This window comes from Streptomyces sp. NBC_00846 (assembly GCF_045207325.1).
In the GTDB taxonomy this organism is placed as follows: domain Bacteria; phylum Actinomycetota; class Actinomycetes; order Streptomycetales; family Streptomycetaceae; genus Streptomyces.
Genome location: NZ_CP108846.1, coordinates 2,568,230 through 2,585,796, shown reverse-complemented (window position 1 = coordinate 2,585,796; position 17,567 = coordinate 2,568,230). Strand labels below are relative to the sequence as shown.

Annotated in this window: 17 protein-coding genes; 8 read left to right on the top strand and 9 right to left on the bottom strand. The window is 64.3% G+C overall.

From position 1 onward, the window contains the following. Positions 1–140: 140 nt before the first annotated feature. Entirely contained in the window at positions 141–1,112 is a 972-nt protein-coding gene (locus tag OG936_RS11915) for an NADP-dependent oxidoreductase (RefSeq protein ID WP_406494463.1), read from the bottom strand. Between the two features lie 554 nt (positions 1,113–1,666). Here OG936_RS11915 and OG936_RS11910 point away from each other — a divergent pair. Continuing rightward, the gene (locus tag OG936_RS11910) at positions 1,667–2,905 is read left to right on the top strand and encodes an IS110 family transposase (RefSeq protein WP_331755202.1); all 1,239 of its coding nucleotides are present in this window, start codon (positions 1,667–1,669) and stop codon (positions 2,903–2,905) included. 103 nt (positions 2,906–3,008) lie between these two features. Here the strand turns inward: OG936_RS11910 and OG936_RS11905 are convergent, their stop codons facing one another. After that, positions 3,009–3,233 carry a DUF397 domain-containing protein gene (locus tag OG936_RS11905; protein ID WP_406494461.1) on the bottom strand — a complete coding sequence of 75 codons (225 nt, stop codon included), beginning with the start codon at positions 3,231–3,233 and terminating at the stop codon, positions 3,009–3,011. Beyond that, positions 3,233–4,078 carry a helix-turn-helix domain-containing protein gene (locus tag OG936_RS11900; RefSeq protein WP_406494460.1) on the bottom strand — a complete coding sequence of 282 codons (846 nt, stop codon included), beginning with the start codon at positions 4,076–4,078 and terminating at the stop codon, positions 3,233–3,235. Before OG936_RS11900 ends, OG936_RS11905 begins: the two co-directional genes overlap by 1 nt. 214 nt (positions 4,079–4,292) lie before the next feature. Here OG936_RS11900 and OG936_RS11895 point away from each other — a divergent pair, with 214 nt between their 5' ends. Then, the gene (locus OG936_RS11895) at positions 4,293–4,922 is read left to right on the top strand and encodes an ATP-binding protein (protein ID WP_406494458.1); all 630 of its coding nucleotides are present in this window, start codon (positions 4,293–4,295) and stop codon (positions 4,920–4,922) included. 22 nt (positions 4,923–4,944) lie between these two features. Here OG936_RS11895 and OG936_RS11890 read toward each other — a convergent pair whose 3' ends face one another. Next, positions 4,945–5,751: a hypothetical protein gene (locus OG936_RS11890; RefSeq protein ID WP_406494457.1), complete on the bottom strand. Its 807-nt coding sequence runs from the start codon at positions 5,749–5,751 to the stop codon at positions 4,945–4,947. 223 nt (positions 5,752–5,974) lie between these two features. Here OG936_RS11890 and OG936_RS11885 point away from each other — a divergent pair, with 223 nt between their 5' ends. The 5 genes from OG936_RS11885 (at position 5,975) to OG936_RS11865 (ending at position 12,551) form a co-directional block, all read left to right on the top strand. After that, positions 5,975–6,658, top strand: a complete 684-nt coding sequence (locus tag OG936_RS11885) for a hypothetical protein (protein ID WP_406494455.1) — start codon at positions 5,975–5,977, stop codon at positions 6,656–6,658. A gap of 95 nt (positions 6,659–6,753) precedes the next feature. Further along, entirely contained in the window at positions 6,754–8,178 is a 1,425-nt protein-coding gene (locus OG936_RS11880) for a transcriptional regulator (protein WP_406494453.1), read from the top strand. After that, the gene (locus tag OG936_RS11875) at positions 8,175–10,007 is read left to right on the top strand and encodes a DEAD/DEAH box helicase (RefSeq protein WP_406494452.1); all 1,833 of its coding nucleotides are present in this window, start codon (positions 8,175–8,177) and stop codon (positions 10,005–10,007) included. Before OG936_RS11880 ends, OG936_RS11875 begins: the two co-directional genes overlap by 4 nt. 67 nt (positions 10,008–10,074) lie before the next feature. Next, positions 10,075–10,758 carry a protein NO VEIN domain-containing protein gene (locus OG936_RS11870; protein WP_406494450.1) on the top strand — a complete coding sequence of 228 codons (684 nt, stop codon included), beginning with the start codon at positions 10,075–10,077 and terminating at the stop codon, positions 10,756–10,758. 491 nt (positions 10,759–11,249) lie between these two features. After that, entirely contained in the window at positions 11,250–12,551 is a 1,302-nt protein-coding gene (locus OG936_RS11865; RefSeq protein ID WP_406494449.1) for a DNA cytosine methyltransferase, read from the top strand. On the opposite strand, the gene OG936_RS11860 is transcribed toward OG936_RS11865, so the two are convergent. Beyond that, positions 12,486–12,938, bottom strand: a complete 453-nt coding sequence (locus OG936_RS11860) for a very short patch repair endonuclease (RefSeq protein WP_406494447.1) — start codon at positions 12,936–12,938, stop codon at positions 12,486–12,488. The two genes, OG936_RS11865 and OG936_RS11860, sit on opposite strands and share 66 nt — an antisense overlap. A gap of 534 nt (positions 12,939–13,472) precedes the next feature. Here OG936_RS11860 and OG936_RS11855 point away from each other — a divergent pair. Beyond that, the gene (locus OG936_RS11855; RefSeq protein WP_406494446.1) at positions 13,473–14,015 is read left to right on the top strand and encodes a hypothetical protein; all 543 of its coding nucleotides are present in this window, start codon (positions 13,473–13,475) and stop codon (positions 14,013–14,015) included. 6 nt (positions 14,016–14,021) lie between these two features. Here the strand turns inward: OG936_RS11855 and OG936_RS11850 are convergent, their stop codons facing one another. The 4 genes from OG936_RS11850 to OG936_RS11835 all read right to left on the bottom strand — a co-directional run bounded on the left by OG936_RS11850 (position 14,022) and on the right by OG936_RS11835 (position 17,541). Further along, positions 14,022–14,282 carry a transposase gene (locus tag OG936_RS11850; RefSeq protein ID WP_406494444.1) on the bottom strand — a complete coding sequence of 87 codons (261 nt, stop codon included), beginning with the start codon at positions 14,280–14,282 and terminating at the stop codon, positions 14,022–14,024. Positions 14,283–14,530: 248 nt separating this feature from the next. Then, positions 14,531–14,983: a hypothetical protein gene (locus tag OG936_RS11845; RefSeq protein WP_406494443.1), complete on the bottom strand. Its 453-nt coding sequence runs from the start codon at positions 14,981–14,983 to the stop codon at positions 14,531–14,533. Between the two features lie 660 nt (positions 14,984–15,643). Then, on the bottom strand, positions 15,644–16,030 hold the full coding sequence (locus OG936_RS11840; RefSeq protein ID WP_406494441.1) for a hypothetical protein: 387 nt from the start codon (positions 16,028–16,030) through the stop codon (positions 15,644–15,646). Positions 16,031–16,098: 68 nt separating this feature from the next. Then, entirely contained in the window at positions 16,099–17,541 is a 1,443-nt protein-coding gene (locus tag OG936_RS11835) for an NF041680 family putative transposase (protein ID WP_406494440.1), read from the bottom strand. Positions 17,542–17,567: the final 26 nt, after the last annotated feature.

Sequence of the window (17,567 nt, the reverse complement as noted above, 5' to 3'; positions counted from 1 at the left end):
CGCGCGGCACTCCTCCCACAGGCTCGATGCGTTGGTCCAGGCGGGAATGTCCGCCTTCCGGATCCGACATCACGATCGACGGCGGCTTCGGCACCACCTGGTAGTCACCCGGTGGCCACGCGGCAGGGCGGATGCGTCGTCTACCCGGCTTCCTCGCCCCCGTGGTCGACATGCAGGACGACCTTGCCGCGCGGGTGCTCCGTCGCGAGGGCCTCGTAGGCAGCTCGCGTCTCGGTGAACGGTACGACGCGGTCCACCACCGGCCTGAGCTTGCCGGCGTCGATCAGTTCGCTGATGGCCATGAGTCCGGGCCGGTCGGGTTCGACGATGAAAAACAAGCCCCGTGCGCCACGGGCGGCGGCCTTCTCCTGGTCCGGCGGCTGCACGATACTGACCACGATTCCGCCAGGGCGCACGACTGCCCAGGAGCGGTCCAGCGTCTCGCCGCCGACCAGATCGAGCACGACATCGGCGTCGTGCACCAGGTCTTCGAAGCGTTCGTTCCGGTAATCGATGACCTGCTGTGCGCCGAGGCCGGTGACGAAGTCCTTGTCCCTTGCCGACGCGGTGGCGGTCACCCGCCCTCCGAGTGCCGCGGCGATCTGCACGGCGAAGGTGCCGACGCCCCCGGCGCCACCCTGGATCAGGATGTGCTGTCCCCGTTGCAGCGCGGCATGGTCGACGAGCGCCTGCCACACGGTGAGCGCGGCGAGCGGGACGGCCGCTGCCTGGTCGTGGTTCAGCGTGGCCGGCTTGGTGGCGAGTATGTCGGCGGGGACGGCGACGTACTCGGCGGCCGCGCCGTCACGCGTGAACGGGATCAGCCCGTAGACCTCGTCGCCGGTCCCGAAGTCGGTCACTCCGCTGCCCAAGGCGGCCACGACGCCCGAGACCTCGTGCGAGGGGACGGTAGGCGTACGGTCCCTGCCCGTTCCGTCGAAGCTGTCGGTCCAGGTGGTGTCCCAGTCGAGTTCACCAGCTGTGATGGAGGCGGCGCACACTGCGACGAGCGCCTCGCCCGCCGCCGGCTCGGGGCGCGGTGCGGACTCGTACGCATAACGTTCGGGGCCGCCCCGCTCGTGGGCACGTATGGCATGCATCGTGGCGCTCATGAGGGATCACTCCCGATTCACATCACACGGACTCCCCGCCCGAATCTACTCGGATGGCCGGTGGCTCGCATACGCGAGAACGCCCCTGGGGCGGGCAGGCGCGAGCCACCCCTAATGGGCGGTGAAGCCGGTGGATCGCTACCCGTTACCCGGCCCATGAGGTCTACAAAAAGAGTGCGACCTCCGGCTTCACCTCGTGTTCGTGGTGGTGGTGGCGGTCGGTGCCGGGGAAGTCGTCAGGCACCCCCGGGATCCGATCCCTTGGTCAAGAGCCGGCCTCCGGTCCCGTCCGCTGCCACCACGGCGACCACGCCGCATCCAGTCCGATGATCGGATCGTTGAAGTTCTTGGTCCGAGCCGTTCGCAGGGGTCACCTCTCAAAGAGCCAGGAGCCGTACGAGCTCCCTCACAGACCGAGGGCCCTGTGGATCGCTGGGGTCACGAACGGCTAATCGGATGCAGGGCCATCGAGCCCTTCCATTAGGGAGACGCGTGCCCCCGCACGGCTGCGACCAGCAGCAACCCGCCCCGACCGAGAGGACCTCAACCACACGATGAAAGTGTTCTGCGGCATCGACTGGGCCAGCGACCACCACGACGTCGCCTTGGTCGACCACGAAGGAACCCTGTTAGGCCGGGCCCGAATCGACGACGATGCCACGGGCCTGCAACAGCTCCTCGACCTGCTCACCACACACGGCGACACCGCGGAAACACCGATCCCGGTGGCCATCGAGACCTCCCGCGGGCTGCTGGTCTCCTGCCTCCGGGCAACCGGACGGCCCGTCTACGCCATCAACCCGATGGCCGCAGCACGGTATCGAGAACGTTACGCGGTCGCCCGCAAGAAGTCCGACCACCTCGACGCCATGGTCCTGGCGAACATCCTGCGCACGGACAAGGCCGCCCACCGGCCGCTGCCCGCCGACAGCGAACTCGTCCAGTCCATCGCCATCCTCGCCCGCGCCCAGCAGGACGCGGTCTGGGACCGGATCCAGGCCGCCAACAAGCTCCGCTCACACCTGCGGGAGTACTTCCCCGGATTCCTCGCCGCCTTCGCAAACGCCCGCGAAGGACTATGCCTTCCGCTCGCCCGGACCGTCCTGACCGCGGCACCCACCCCGGCCCAGGCCGCCAGACTCACCCGCAGCCAGCTGCGGTCCCTGGTGAAGAAGGCCGGCCGCAAGCGCGGTATCGACGCCGAAGCGGACCGCCTCCGCGAAGCCTTCCGCACCCCGCAGATGAGACACCTGCCCCAGGTCGAGCAAGCGATGGGCCTGCGAACCGTCGCGCTGCTGCGGCAACTCGCGGCTACCTGCGAGAGCGTCGAGGAACTCACCACCGCGACGGTGGAGTCTTTTGAGACGCACCCGGACGCCGAGATCATCATCAGCTTCCCAGGGCTCGGATCTCTCACCGGCGCCCGGGTGCTCGCCGAGATCGGCGACGACCGATCCCGCTTCACCGACGCCAAGGGCCTCAAGGCCTTCGCCGGGGCCGCACCAGTCACCCGGGCGTCAGGCAAGAGCCTGTCCGTCATGGCCCGCCGGGTCAAGAACCAACGACTCGCCGCAGCCGGCTACCTCTGGGCCTTCTCCGCCCTCTCATCACCCGGCGCACGAGCCCACTACGACCGCCGACGCGAAGCCGGAGAACGGCACACCGCCGCCCAACGCAACCTGTTCAACCGCCTGCTCGGCTGCCTCCACCACTGCCTCACCAACAACGTCCCCTACGACGAGACCACCGCCTTCCCACCCCCACAGATCCCCGTCATGGCCGTGGCCGCTTGACGGAAAACTGCATCGGATGTCTTGATCGCAACCAAATGCGCACCCCGGCCGCCCGTGCCGTTGCTGCGCTTCCGCCACTGCGGACTCGGGGGAAGCTGTTCTGTTATGGGCGTACATCCTCGCTGAGCTGCTGGTGCCGAACGGCAGTGAGGAACCCCGCCCACGACGGGTTGCCGAACGTCAGTATCGGACCGTCAGGGGCCTTCGAGTCACGGACCGCGGTGGCCTGTGGGAGGTGGGCGGCCTCGACGCACTCGGTCGTGTTCCCTCCGCTGTACGACGACTTGAACCAGCGGAGGGGCTTGGAGGAGTGAGGAACCGAAGGCATTACATCTCCTTGAGTACACGCTTGATCAAGGCCGACGACGCGGCCATGTCCAACGCTTGTGCACGCAGGTAGTCGAACGCAAGTCTGTATCGGTCGAGTTCTTCGTCCTTCTCCAGGAAGAGCGAGCCGACGTGCAGGTCGACGTACACGACGTCCAGGCTCGCCTCGACCCCGCCGAGGATCACGAAACTTCCCAAGGCCGCGCAATGAGCGCCCTTCGAGAACGGCAGAATTTGCAGGGTGATGTGCTGCGAGTCGTTGGCTTCCAGCAGGTGACACAGTTGATCGCGCATGATGTCGGGGGATCCAACCACGCGCCGGACAACCGACTCGTCGAGGATTGCCCACAAGTGGGGTGGCTTCGGTCGGCTCAGGATCTCCTGGCGCTTCATGCGGATGTCCACAAGGCGTTGGATCTCGTCGCGTGCCAGACGCATCTCGTTGGCACCTTGAACCGCTGTGCTGTAGTTCCGTGTCTGCAGAAGGCCGGGCACGTACGTGCAGGAGAAGTGGTCCTCGCGCACTGCCTCGTCTTCAAGTGTCAGCAGGAGGTTCATGTCGGCGGGGATGGACTCGGTGTATGGCGCCCACCAACCCTGCTGCTTGGCGTCCTTCGCCAGTGCGACCACGGCAGTCCGCTCCGCGTCGGTTGCGTCGTACTCCCGGCAGAGCGCATCCGCGATGGGCCATTTTACTGGCCCTTCCTGGGTCTCGTAGCGGCTGACTGTGGCCTTCGAGACCCCGACGAGCTTGCCGGCCTCCTCCAGTGTCATGCCCTTCCGCGCACGCAACTTGCGCATCATCGCGCCGAGCTGTCGACGTCGTGTTGTAGTCCTGACGGACATGGAGGGTGGCCTTCCGTTCCGTGTGCGCTGAGGCTCTCCGGCGCCAACAAGGCTATGTCTGACACCCGTTGCCGGGATCTGGATTCACCCGATCGATTCTCGTGAGAAGTTTCATGAAGAGACTTCTTGCTGCCATACTCGCAAACCTGGCCACTCAGCGCAGTCGTTTGGATACGGCAGGTGCAGGGCTGATGTGGCGCCGGAAGGAGAGTGCATGTCCGGGCAAGACAACAGTTCGCAACTCCGCAGCGTTCTGCCGTTCGAGGCCGAGCCCGCAGCGGTCCGGGACCTGCGAAGAGCCGTCAGGGGGCAGCTTGCGGAGTGGCGCCTGCCGGCTTTCGCCGAAGAAGCTGAGCTGGCAGTGAGTGAACTGGCAGCCAACGTGATCAAGCATGTGGGTAGAGGTGTCGCTGCCACCCTGGTCCTGGAGGCGGCAGGAGGCCGGCTGCGGATCGAACTCCATGACAAGAGTTACCGCCTGCCGGTACTCGGATCGGCGACCTGCGACGACGAGTGCGGGCGGGGTCTGCATCTGCTCGCCGGCATGGCTGCCGACTGGGGAACGTTGCTGACTGCGACGGGGAAAGCTGTCTGGTGTGAGCTGTCAGCCGACCCGGAGCTGCACTGCCGCCGGGTGCAGCGTGCTGAAGCGGCCCTGACGAAATACCGAGGCGATGTCGGTGCACCGCCTTTGCTGCAGAGTCGCTCCGCTCAGATCCTTGAGGAATCTGCCATCGACCTCATCGCGGATGTCCTGTACTGGGTCACTGCCCGGGGTGGCGACCCGGACGGGTTGCTGGACCGCGCGCAGATGCACTTCGAGGCGGAGGCAGAAGCGGCTTGACTCTGGGCGTCTGCTGCAAGGGTCAGACGGAAGCCTGGATCGCGGCGGCCAGTAGGAACGTGACGTCCTCGTGCCGGCCGGCGTTACTGAAGGCTGCCGCGATGTTCAGGACAGCCTGTTTGTCTGTACGTTCGGCGGCGTTGATCAGTATGGTCTCGGCGGCGTCCCGCAGGTCCGCTGAGCGACATGAGCTGACGGCTTTAAGGATCTCGTCTGCGGAGTACGACGCACCTGCCCGCCAGAGCACGAGGTCGGCATCGCGGCTCCGGCCGTCGGCGAGATCGCGAGCCACTACTCCGGTCTCCGTCCATGCGAGCTCGGCGGCTTCTGTAGGGTGCCGGTCCCCCTCTGTCCGGGGGACCGGCACCCTCATCTGTTCCTGCAGCCCTGAAAGTTCGCGCCGACGGACCTTACGGCGAAGGCGCTGCGCCCGCCTCACTGGTGATATCTGAACGGCGTGGGAAGCCGGCAGCTCCGCATCGGCCGGGTCGTCAGCAGGCGGGTACCCGACGCTGCAGCATTCACAGTGTCTCTTCTGGGCGTGGACACGGAGATCTAGCAAGGCGTCCAGTGTGTGCGGAAGTGGTTCACCTCCTGCGGCGTCCTCCTCTATGACCATGTAGAAATCCCGCAGGAGAGGCTCCTCAGGGATGCGGCCGCCGTTGAGGTGGTTTGAGAGCGTCGTGGCCGCCTGGTGGGCATCCTTGGCGATCTCCGCCTGGGTTCTAGGGCTGCATTCCCGGATCTCGCGCATCGCCGTCACCAGGGCACGATGAGGCGCGGTGGTGCTACTGGACAGCTCTTTCCACTTCTTCGACTTGGGGGTCACGCGCGACTTCCGTTCGTCCGATCGTGCGGCGCTGAGCGCTCAATTGTGTCTGACTCAGCCGCTTTTCAGGATGCGTGGATGTTTTCCATCCTCCCTCGAAACCTTGCAGAGCCTGGCGTGATGGGCCGTCATGCGAGAAGACTGGCCTTGTCCGCAAGGGGTGCCAGCGGATTTCTTCTGGCTCTAGTTCGGGCTGCCGTATGCCTACATAAGGGGAATGTGGATGACTCTGCCGTCGTGGCGGGATACGAAGTTCGGCACCATGAAGCGCGCCGCGCTGTGGCTTGTGACGGTTGTGGGGGAGGGCAACGTCTTCACCAAGGAGGACGTCAAGAGCGCCTTCCCCGGGATCAGCCAGGCCGATCGCCGGGTACGTGACCTGCGCGACTATGGGTGGAAGATCGACACGCACAGGGAAGACGCCCTGCTGGGGCAGCACGAGCAGCGGTTCGTCGCGCAGGGGCAGCCTGTCTGGGAGCCGGGCAAGGCCACCAAGGACAGCTCGTCCATCACGGATACCCAGCGACGGAAGGTCCTGACCACGGACGGCAACCGCTGCCGGTCGTGCGGGATCACTCCCGGGCAGGTCTACTCAGGCTCGTTCGAGTCGGCCCAGATCGACATCGCCCGGCGGAAGGTGAAGCAGCCCGACGGCAGCAGTGCGGTCCAGTTCGTGGCGGAGTGCAACCGCTGTCGTGTGGGTGGCCGCGGTCTGGAGGCAGACCTGGGCGCCGTGATCGAGGGTGTTTCGAAGCTCGGCGGACTGCAGCGGCAGATGCTCACGGACTGGGTTGCTGCGGACGAGCGGGAGTTCGGTGCTGTGGAGCGGCTCTGGGCCGACTTCCGTACGCTGCCGGCGGAGTCCAGGGACAAGGTCCGCGCAGCTCTCGGACTGCCCCCTGCCTGAGCCGCTTGAGCAGAACCGTGGTGGGGTCGCCCGCAGTAGCGGTGGCCCCACCACGAGCAGAGCTACATCATTCGCTAGTCAGAGGAGAACGTACTGTGAGCAAGGACGTCGGGGACTTCGGCCAGCCTCCGCACGCAACTAGGAACAAGGATGTTGTAGAGCAGCGCCTTAAGGACGTAGCCGCCGGCACGGGGCTTCAGGAGACCTTGACGATTGAGTGGCGTACGAAACCGCAGGTTGTGCAGGTTATCGACATGCCGGTGGAGTCGCTCTACTACAACCCGGGGACCCACCGGATCCGAGCTCAGCGCAGTTTCGATCCTCAGCAGGACCGCCGACTCGATGACGATCCGTGGAGCGACGAGAGCCAGGCATACCTTCAGTACCTGCTTCAGGCCGAGCCTTCCGACCCGTCGAAGAGGGACAAGGATTTTGAGGAGCTGAAGCAGAGCCTCAAGGACTTCCGGCAAAACGAGCCGGGGCTGATCACCCGCGAGGGCATCCTTGTCAATGGCAACACTCGTGCGGCAGCACTGCGGGAGCTTGGCGTTGCCGATATCCGGGTGGCTGTACTCCCCGATTCCTGCACCTGGGGGGATATCAACAAGGTCGAGCTCTCTCTTCAGCTGCGCCACGACACTCGCCGACCGTACTCGTACATCAACAGGCTGCTCACGATCGATGAGCAGGTCGAAGCAGGCCGGCCATTGAAGGAGGTCGCACGTGACTTCCGTATCAGGGAGTCGACGGCTGAGCAGGACCTCTGGGTGCTTTCTTGCCTCCGGGATCTGAGGGACAGGTCCACGACTGATGACGCCCAGCTTCGGCTGCTGGACTTCGAAGATGCCCAGGAAAAGCTTCGCGAGGTGCATCGCGCCTACGCCAAGGAATCCAAGGCCGATCCGAAGAAGGCTGAGCTGTTGAAAGAGAACCGCCTGGCTGCGATCGTGATGGACTTCTCCAAGACTGACGTCCGTCTCATTGAAGCCGACTTCCGGACAAGGTACTTGGAGCATCGGCTGCCGGACGAGCTGAAAGCGGCACCTGCCGCACCAGCCGAGCGCGTCATCCCCGGAATCAACCGGGCAGTGAAGGCCGAGGTGCCGCAGGTGGCCACAGCCCGCGCATTCACGGACTCGGTCCTGAGGGCTAAGGCCGTCATCCGTGCAGGAGACAAGGTCTCCCTGGCTCAGTCCGAGAAGGCTGCCTCAGTGTTTGAGGAGGCGCACAAAGCTGTTGAGGATGCCCTCGAACCTGCCGGCAAGGACGCTCGCGTGCGCAAGCGGAAGCAGGCGGCGCCCGACCGGCTCAACGATGCCTGCCAGGACATCGAGCAGTGCATCACGGACATGGTGTTGGCGAGCGGGTCCCGGAGCCTGGATGAGGAGGCACTTGATGAGGCCGTTCTTAAGCTGAAGGCCACGCTGAGGAAGCTAGCCCTGGCCACCGTGCAGAGCATCGAAGTACCCGGTGAAGGTGTCGAGTGGCTGCGCGACGCCGTACGGCAGGAGCAGCCGTGACATCGGCCGATGAGGAATCGTCCCTGCAGATCGGCTTCGACGTAACGCGGACCAAGGCTGTGCTGCGCGCTGGTGAGTCGTACCGCAGTGACCTGACCCGGCTGGCAGCCCGCTTTCCCGGCGGCGGTCTGCGCGGTCGGCTCACCCTGGAGCTGTCTCTCGATGACTTCTTGATTGGCATCGACGTTCTCGCTGACTGGCCTTACCCAGAGTCGGTTGACTGGACAGACGAGCTCGGTGCGCTGGTCGGTGAAGTCCTTGACGATGCCGACCAAGCCGAACAGCAACTCCAGGCCCCCAGTCAGGCTCCGGTATGGCACGACGGTGCTGTGGAAGCGACGCTGGGCTCCGCCTGGCGCGCCGACCTCACGGAATTCCAGCGACGTGACATTACCCGGCTGCTGTCGTTGCAGCACGGTGCCAACTTCAGCGTTCCCGGAGCAGGCAAGACGCGCGTGGGGCTGGCGGTGTACGCGGCCATGCGGGAGCGCAGTGAGGTCCGTCGGCTTTTGGTTGTCAGCCCCAAGTCCGCATACGAATCCTGGCTATCCGAGAGTGAGCTCTGCTTCAAGGAGCCTCCGCTCACCACGATCATGGGGAAGAGCCCCGATCTCAGAGCAGAGATTCTGATCGTTAACTACGAACGCCTCGACAAGTCACTTGCAGGACTGGCCTCTTGGCTGCGTGGCGCACCTTCCATGATTATTCTTGACGAAGCGCATCGCATGAAGCTGGGGGCGCAGGGGACATACGGAAGCGCCTGCATGGCGCTTGGGCCGCTCAGTCGCCGTCGGCTCATCCTGACTGGTACACCGGCTCCGAATGGGGCGAGGGACCTGGAGAACCTGCTGTCCTTTGTCTGGCCGGGTCATGGACGGCGGGTGGTGACGCAGGCCGTTGCGGGAGGCGACCTTGCGCACGCCAGCTCGGTGCTCCGTCCGCTCTTCACGCGGACGACAAAGAACGAGCTGGGCCTGCCGCCGTTCGAGACACGCATCCGGCGCTTGAAATTGCCAGACCTCCATCGCGAGGTGTATGACGCGCTAGTCGGGCGTTTTACAGCCAGGGCTGAGGCATCCCGCGCTGACTTCGACGCTCTCGGCAAGGCGATGCTGCGCCTGCTCATGGCCGCCACGAGCCCAGCGTTGCTTGTCGAGGGCGGGAGTCGATACGAACCGCTGACCTACCAAGTGCCGCCGCTGGAGGTCCCCCAGAATGAGTCGCTGTACTCGCTGATGCGGAACTTGCCGCAACACGAGCTTTCCCCGAAGTACAAGGAAGCGCTGAATATCGTGGCGACCAACGCCGCGATGGGCCGGAAGACCTTGGTCTGGACGACATTCGTGCGCAGCATCACCACGATGGAGCGGTTGTTCTCGGGATACGGGCCTGCTGTAGTGCATGGTGGTACGCCTGATCGCGAGGAACAGATCAGGCGGTTCCGTGAGGACTCCGACTGTCACGTTCTTCTTTCCAATCCGGCGACTCTTGGCGAAGGCATCAGCCTGCACCACGACTGTCATGACGCTGTCTACGTGGACCGTGACTTCATGGCGGGACGGTTCCTGCAGAGTCTGGACCGGATTCACCGACTCGGCCTTGCTCCGGGTACGGAGACGCGAGTCACTGTGCTCGTGGTGGAAGGAACCATTGACGAGGTGGTGGCTATGAGGCTCGAAGAAAAACTTGAATTCATGGGGCGAATCTTGGACGATCCCTCCGTTCAGCAGCTGGCCGATCTTGAGGACGAGCCGTCTGGAGCCGCAGGTATGGACATGGCCGATGTCCGTGCGTTGCTGAGGCATGTCGATGCCGTCGCTGCCCAGTGAGGCCACGCGCCGGGCGGCGCTTCGCTGGCTGACCGAGCTGCGCGGAGCCGGGGTGCCCCGAGTCCGCATGCTCTTCGCCAACCATCCCGCCTACGCGGACCTCACGCCGGCGCAATACGCCGAGGGCCTTGCCTGGCTCAGGCGGACGGGAATGGTTACGGCGATGGGGCGCCCCGTCGTGGAGGTTAACGACGGCGAGCTGAGGGATGCCAGGGCCGCATCCGCAGTTCCCCAAGTTCAGTGGAGCCGTGCCGCCGAGGAAGCTAGAAGAGCTGTCGGGGCAGCTGGTGAACAGGCGCTTCTCCGACTGCTCAGGAAGGGCGGCGTGCCGCAGGTCAGGCACGTAGCCGCGGAATCGGACGCTTACGGATACGACATAGCTGCGGGATCTTCCACGGAACGCGCGCATTTGGAGGTCAAGTCAACGACCAACCCCACCCGTCTTGTGATTCACCTGACACGGCATGAGTACGAAGTCATGGCTACGGACACCAATTGGTACCTGGTCGCTGTTCTCGTCGGCAGGGACGGGAATGCGGTGAATGTGGCTACGGTAAGCCGCGTGTGGCTTCGCTCAGCTGCCCCAGCGGACCGGAGTGAGGCCGGGCGCTGGGAGTCGGTGCGGCTTGAGGTCCCTGCCTACGCCATAACTCCGGGACTTACCACGGAGACGTGGCAGCTCGTGGAGGACTGGCCGGTGCTTAGCCGGCCGATCTGGGCGTTCCGGCCCTCGGTGTCACTACTCGCTTGAGTGTGAGTCGCAAAACCACGGCCTACAGCTGAGGCTAACGGAGCGTAGGAATCAAGGCCCAGCTGCAGGCAGGCCACGAGTACGTACCCTCGATCATTTAGCCGAGCGGGAACTCCTGTAGCGCCGCCCCTCCAGGGTGGCCTGAGGCTCACAGGGGAGAGGTGTTCCGGCCGCGGCGGGCATGGGGAGCGCATCTGGTGGCCAAGTCGTTGTGGCTGAAGTCACAGGAAGGTCACTGCCTCCCGCTGCCGGTTGGGCACGGGCGCTCAAGCGGGTGGTGGACGGATGGGCCGGTGCAGCGGGCCTGGAACATGCACCGGCAACTTTCAGCCTGGTTGCGGGCTGGGCGTGGCGGGCCCGATCGCGTCTGGTGGGAGGTAAGGGAACGGTGAGATCCGGGGCCGTAGATGCGACACTTGCATGTCTGTATCAGCCATGCCAGGAGGAGTCCCATGGGATCCCGGTCCCGTCAGCCACACCAGGAGCAGTTGGTGGGCCCGAACGATCACACGCTGACCTCGATTGAGATCTGCGCAGGTGCTGGTGGACAGGCCATCGGGCTTCACCAGGCCGGTTTTAAGCACCTGGCTCTCGTTGAGATCGATCAGCATGCCGTGGCTACGCTTGAAGAGAATATCAAGCGACTGGAAGGATGGAGCTGGGAGCGAGATTATTGTGACGTCATCTCTGGAGACGTTAACGGATTCCTTCCTCTTCCTATTTCGGATCGCCCTGATTCTGGCCTGAAGAAGCCGGTTGATTTTTTGGGTGGTCCACTTGGTAAAGGTAACCTTGATCTCCTCGCTGGCGGTGTCCCTTGCCCGCCTTTTTCGCATGCTGGGAAGCAATTGGGGAAGGATGATGAGCGTGATCTCTTCCCGCGCATGCTGGAGCTTGTTGAGGAGTTGCACCCTAGGGCGGTGATGATTGAAAACGTTCGCGGTATTAAGGACGCGAAGTTCGAAGATTATCGCACCTATATTGAAGCGCGTCTTCAGGGGGGTTGGGCTAAGCGGCCCGAGACGGGAACTGAAGAAGAATTTGAAGGATTTGGGTACGAGGTGTGTGAGTGGGAGGTGCTTGAGGCCAGCGATTTTGGCGTTCCTCAGCTGCGCCCGCGAGCTGTACTCGTAGCTATCCGAAAAGACGTGCTCGGTGATCTTAAATTTGTATGGCCGACTGCGACGGGTGAGCCGAAGAGCGTCTTCGATGCTCTTGATGAGTCCATGGAGAACCGCTACCGTCCGTATCTGGAAAGAGGCGGCGATATTGCGAAGGTGGCGCAAAAATGCCTCGATGCCTGGAGGGAGAAGGCGTCCAAAGCAGCCCTAGAGAAGAAGGATGGCGGTGTTGCGCCCACTTTGGTCGGCGGATCAAAGAAGCATGGCGGAGCTGACCTTGGGCCGACTCGGGCCAAGGCGGCGTGGAAGCAGCTGGGCGTTTCCGGCATGGGTGTGGCCAATGGTTACGAACTGGGAGAGAAGAAGAAAAGCCAGGGGCGCGACCTGTTCGGGCCAGACGGCCCGATGTTGACGGTTGAGCAAGCGGCGACTATCCAGGGGTTTCCGGATAACTGGGAATTCACCGGTGGGAAGACTGCCCAGTATCGGCAGGTAGGTAATGCCTTCCCCCCGCCCGTTGCTGAGGTGGTAGGGAAAGCAATCGCGGACGTGCTGTGTGCTGCACGCGAGCGCGACGAACAGGTCAGAGAAGAGTCGCTGGATTCGCTACCCAGGCAGAGTTCGCCGACGTCCGCGGACCGTGTTGACGATCGACGCCGCGCAGGCGTCTGAATCCTGGTGTTCCCAGAACCGCAATACCAGCCAGCCCGCTTCAGCGAGGCGCTGGTCAGTATCGCGGTCGCGAGTCATGTTCCGTGCGACCTTGTCTGACCAGTAGCCAGGGTTGGTCTTCGGCGGAATGTAGTGCTCGGGGCATCCATGCCAGTAGCAACCATCGATGAAGACCGCGACCTTCGTTGGGCGGAAGACCAAGTCAGCCGTCCGGCGGAGGTCTGGAAGAGGCCTGGCTGCGACGCGATAGCGCAGACCTTTGGCATGGACGAGCCGACGAATCAACTGTTCCGGCTTTGTGTCGCGGCTGCGGATAGCTTGCATGTTTCGGCGCCTCGCGGCCGAAGATGCCCAGGACCCCTCTGGCGGTACCCAGTCGACGCTCATTTTTCCCCAGGTCTATACGAGGGGTAAGCGTTAAGTATTACTTGCCCCTCTTGGGATTGTCGCGCCAGTTCAGCCCGGTTGCAAACTGAAGGCTCAAGAGAATGCCAAAGTCCGGATACAAGTTGAAGTTGCCGGAATTGGTGGTTCCGGTTATGGGTGGGGATCATTTCGCCTGGTACGGCGGAGTTGATCGAGACCGTCGGGTTTCGGTTGGCCTTGTTTGTGGCCGAAAATTTGAGCTTTGTCGCGAGCGACAAAGTGGCCACTGCAGGTAGTTGAAACATCATCGTTGAGCTCCTCCAGTCGCGTGGGTACACCACGCCGGAGGCGGTGCGGGCCTGGCTGCAGACAGTTGCAGGGTAAGAGCGGCCAGGGGGCCTCAGAGCGCCATTGCCTTTGGGCCGACGGGCGGCCGGGGCTGAGAAGCTGTTGTCTTTCCGGGGTTGAGGACTGCGTTTTCGCTGGTCGGGCATAGAGTCGGCGATCCCGTGGGAGTGGTGGCCTGTCGTGTCGTTGCTCGCGTGGAGGTTGTGGATGCCGTCGGTCGTGGGGCTGCTGGAACAGCGCGAGCTCGCTGCTCGCCGTCGCGTGGACGAGTTGCGGGAGGAGTCCGACCGCATCCAGGCTGAACTGGCCGTGGCCGAGCGAGACTGGGAGGAATGGGCCATTGCCCGCTCGCGGGTCGGCGAGGTGCTGGCCCCGGCGGACAAGACCGGTCATGGCCACGACCGGGCAGTGCTGGCCGCCGACGGGCAGGCCGAGCAGACGTCGTCAGTGCCGGGGGCGGTGAAGCCGAAGTCGCAGGTGCCGGTATGGCGTGAGCAACTGGCCTGGTCGGTGCTGTCGGTGGACTACCAGCGCATCCTGCGGCTCCTTGCGGACCGGGGCCGGCTCGGACAGGGCCCGGCAACCTGCCAGGAAATGGCCGCGGGCTTCGGCATGGACGTGGTGCCGGCGCGGGTGGAGGCACTGCGGTCGAAGGCAAAACGCCTGGTGGCCCGTGGCTGGGCGGTCGAGTCGGCGCCGGGACGGTTCACGCTCGTCCGCGGCGTGAGTGGGCCAGGCGGCGGGTCATGAGCAGGATCACGACCAGTAGATCACGGCTTCGGCGCTGGTGGTGCGGCGCTCGAAGTCGCGTGCCAGGCGGCGACTTTGCATCAGGTGGGCGAAAGGGCGCTCGACGATCCACCGCTTGGGCAGCACCACGAACTCTTTCTGGTCGTCGCTGCGTTTGACGATCGCCAACACGAGGCCGAGCGTGGTCAGGCAGTGCTCGACGAGGCTGCCGGTGTAGCCGCCGTCGGCCCAGATGAGGGCGATGCGGTGGACGAGGCTCCCGACCATCTGGTGTCGGGGGCCATCGGCGTTACGCCCGCCACAACCTCGTCGAGCAACTGCGCACCGCCGGCCTGGGCGCCCTGGCCGATCTCGGCTTCACCTGCCTGGACCACGACCCCGACATCCCGGTGGTCGTCACCGGCTACAAGTCGGCCCGCACCAAGCCACTCACGGCACGAAGAAGGAGATCAACAAGCTGACCGCAAAGGAACGGCCGGTATGCGAGGGCCCCGACGGAAGTTCCTCATGTGTCGTCAGGGGACAAAGGGAGCGTCGTCACCGACATCCACGACCTCCACGGTGTCTCCGTTGCTGTCGGTTTCGACGCTGTGCGCGTCGCCCCGATCGGGAACGGGCGGAATGTCCGTACAGGTGCGCGGCTCAGGATCGACGGCGGCATTGGCGCTGGGTACAGCGCCGCTCGCAAGACCAACCCCGCAGTTAGGTACGTAGTCAAGCTCTCCACCGTTTGGATCAACCATGACCGGGTTACCTTTAGCGTCTTTAAGATCTTGGCCATCAGGTCCGACGACTGGCATCTCGCTGGGCAGCTTACTTTCGTCAATGGTTCCGTCAGCGTTGACCCACTCGGGTGCAGGTGGAGGTGGAGGGATGTCGGAGTCGGATGCCGCGGCGGCGGTCAGCGCTCCTGTCGCGAACAGCACTGCTGTCACTACTGCGGCGACGGTAATGCGGGATCTCTTCATGGCGTGTTCGCTCCCCGGCTGTGATTACGGCTCTATGTAGTGAGACCCGGACCAGATGGTGTGCGTTTGGCCCTGCCAGGCTCCGTTGTAGTAGACAGAGGCCCACCCCCTGGTGGCGTAGTAGCCCCCGCCGCACGGCGGGGCAACGCCGTAGTTCTTGGAGGCTTCGATCCTGCTTGTCTTTTTGGTGTTATATTTCCAGTTGGTTGAGCGACACAACTTCCAGCCCGAGGAAGTTTTCTTGTAGTAGGAGTACTTCGTGCGGAGGTAGCCAGGGGAACGCTCCCAGACCCAAATGCATTGGGTCCACGACCCGAAGCTGTTGGAGGAAAGCGCGGTCGATTTCGCATAGCCTCCCCGGTTGCCATGGGAGACCTCGGCCCGCACGTACACACAATTGGAGCCGGAAGCGTTCGACCAGGCCTCGTCCATTTCGTAGACGTAGTGGGCGCTGGCACTCGTTGTGGTGGCAAGCGTGAGCGTCAACGCTCCGGCCAGTGACAGGAATCCACGCAGGACTCCCTTTCTTCTTCTTGCCTGTCTTGATGCGTCTGCCGTCAAAGCGAACTCCTCGTGTAGGTCGCATGATCGCGTCCGCAGAGCATGGCACATCCCGTCCATTCGGGCGACGACTTGAGTGAAAATACTCAGTAGTCAGTTTCAGCACAGGTGCTCGTGTGCGGCTTCCTGGCGAATAAACGTGAACCTCCCCACATCTTGCCCCATTTGTGCGGTGAAGGAGTCCTGATCGCGTCGCGGGGCGCCTTCACAGAAGGTCAATCGCTCGCCGTTAAAAATCATGTCAAGATCGGCCTTAGATGCTGAAATGACATTCTTCCTCCATTTCGCACCGGACTTGGTACCCGGGGCCTTGGCCAGGACGTCGTCCAGGTATCGACGTTCCGCTTCGCTCAGGGACTCACTATCGACACCGGCGACCACGTGAGGGCGAGGAGTCGATGTTCCCTCCGTTACCGAGGCGGGAGGAGAGCATGCTGCGAGCGCTACAAGAACAGCTATGAGAAAGATTCTGACGGTGCGCTTCATGCGACGGACGTTAACAGCGGCACGCGCATACGGTCACCATCCCAGGCGTAGCGCCCTAAGCTTTTTGTTTAACCAGCGCGCCCGTAGTGCTCTTCGAGTGACTCGGCGCGTTTGACGGTTTTGCCCACCCCGTGACGGGGTGCGGTCGTGCGGTTCTTCGAGCCGTTAGGACGCCCGGGGCCGGGTCGGGAGGGTTTGGGCGCGCTGGCCGGACGGGCCGTCTTCGCTCGGAGGTGGCGAAACGCCCGTCGGACTCGGGCCGGGGTCAACCGGTGTGGTGGCAGGGGCTTCTCCCAGGAGCGGCGGAGATCCTCGGTCAGCGGGCGGGCGAGACGGAGTTGGGTGTGGGCGGCGATCATCAGCCAGGTCCACAAGTCGGCTGAGTGCGGGTCGCGGACCTTGGGGCGGGTCCAGCCGAGAGTCTGCTTGAGCATGCGGAAGGTGTGCTCAACGTCGAATCTGCGGAGGAACGCCTGCCAGCGGACATCGACGTCGTCGCCGCTCAGGCCAGTGGCCGAGGACCACAGCCAGACCGGCTTCGGGTCCCGGTCGCCGGGCAGATACTCGACGGTGAGACGGATCAAGGTGCCGTGCAGGATGGGGAGTTCGTCGAGCTGAGCGATCCAGGCATTGCGACGGGTGAGGCGGGGGTGGAGGCGGTCCCACGCCTGCGCGGTCGCCTTGCCGTAGTGGGTGGTGTCAGTGACGGTGGTGCTCTCGGGGGTGTGCCAGGTGTCGGGCTTGGCCAGGGTGAACGGGGCGCCGTGCAGGCGGGGACGGCCGCCCTTCGGGGTGGAGCGGGCCGGACCGGCGTCGCGGGCCAGGACCCGGTCGGAGCGCAGGCGGCCGACCAGCTCGACGGGCAGGCCGGCCAGGAGGTAGGCGAGTCGGGGTGCGTCGTAGCCGGCGTCGGTCGCGATCAGGATGTCGGGATCCCCGGCCTTCCAGTGTCCGGCGTCGATGATCCGGGTGACGACCTCGCGCAGCTGGGTTGCGGTGATTTCGGCGGCGGCGTCGGCGGGGCCGAGCCGGACGGCGTCCAGCAGGGCCGTCCAGGAGGTCCGGCCCGTTTCCAGGGCGGCGACGAAGGAGTAGGGCCAACCGGGCACGAGCTGGTCACTGCTGCGGCCCGACCGCCCGTAGACGTGGCAGAACAACCGCTCCGGACTGGTGACAGCGTCGGGACGCAGCCACGGGGAGACATCAACAGCGAGCACGATCCGCCCGTCGGCCGCACGGGGCAGTGGCATCGAGGCGAGCAGGTTACGGAAGCGGGCTGGCTCGAGCCATCCGGTGTTCAGCGCGTTGTACATCGCACCGTGACCGCGCTGCATCTCCGCCGTGAGCGTGAGCTCGGGCAGTGAGGTGACCGGCCCGTCCGCGCACAGCACCGCATCGGTCAGCTCGAAGAGCGCGTCCGCACGGGTGTACAGACAGTCGTAGAAAGCGACCCGAAAGCGGGACAGCACCGTGAAGGGATCGACCCTCGCAGACTCAGCGGGCAGACTCATCGCAGCGACCGTCCTTTCACGCTCCG

Coding starts and splice junctions, on each gene's coding strand:
- OG936_RS11870 (WP_406494450.1), top strand. CDS start 10,075: ATGCTCTTCGCCAACCATCCCGCCTACGCGGACCTCACGCCGGCGCAA.
- OG936_RS11905 (WP_406494461.1), bottom strand. CDS start 3,233: ATGCCTTCGGTTCCTCACTCCTCCAAGCCCCTCCGCTGGTTCAAGTCG.
- OG936_RS11900 (WP_406494460.1), bottom strand. CDS start 4,078: ATGTCCGTCAGGACTACAACACGACGTCGACAGCTCGGCGCGATGATG.
- OG936_RS11885 (WP_406494455.1), top strand. CDS start 5,975: ATGACTCTGCCGTCGTGGCGGGATACGAAGTTCGGCACCATGAAGCGC.
- OG936_RS11860 (WP_406494447.1), bottom strand. CDS start 12,938: ATGAGCGTCGACTGGGTACCGCCAGAGGGGTCCTGGGCATCTTCGGCC.
- OG936_RS11835 (WP_406494440.1), bottom strand. CDS start 17,541: ATGAGTCTGCCCGCTGAGTCTGCGAGGGTCGATCCCTTCACGGTGCTG.
- OG936_RS11915 (WP_406494463.1), bottom strand. CDS start 1,112: ATGAGCGCCACGATGCATGCCATACGTGCCCACGAGCGGGGCGGCCCC.
- OG936_RS11855 (WP_406494446.1), top strand. CDS start 13,473: ATGCCGTCGGTCGTGGGGCTGCTGGAACAGCGCGAGCTCGCTGCTCGC.
- OG936_RS11840 (WP_406494441.1), bottom strand. CDS start 16,030: ATGAAGCGCACCGTCAGAATCTTTCTCATAGCTGTTCTTGTAGCGCTC.
- OG936_RS11895 (WP_406494458.1), top strand. CDS start 4,293: ATGTCCGGGCAAGACAACAGTTCGCAACTCCGCAGCGTTCTGCCGTTC.
- OG936_RS11850 (WP_406494444.1), bottom strand. CDS start 14,282: ATGGTCGGGAGCCTCGTCCACCGCATCGCCCTCATCTGGGCCGACGGC.
- OG936_RS11845 (WP_406494443.1), bottom strand. CDS start 14,983: ATGAAGAGATCCCGCATTACCGTCGCCGCAGTAGTGACAGCAGTGCTG.
- OG936_RS11910 (WP_331755202.1), top strand. CDS start 1,667: ATGAAAGTGTTCTGCGGCATCGACTGGGCCAGCGACCACCACGACGTC.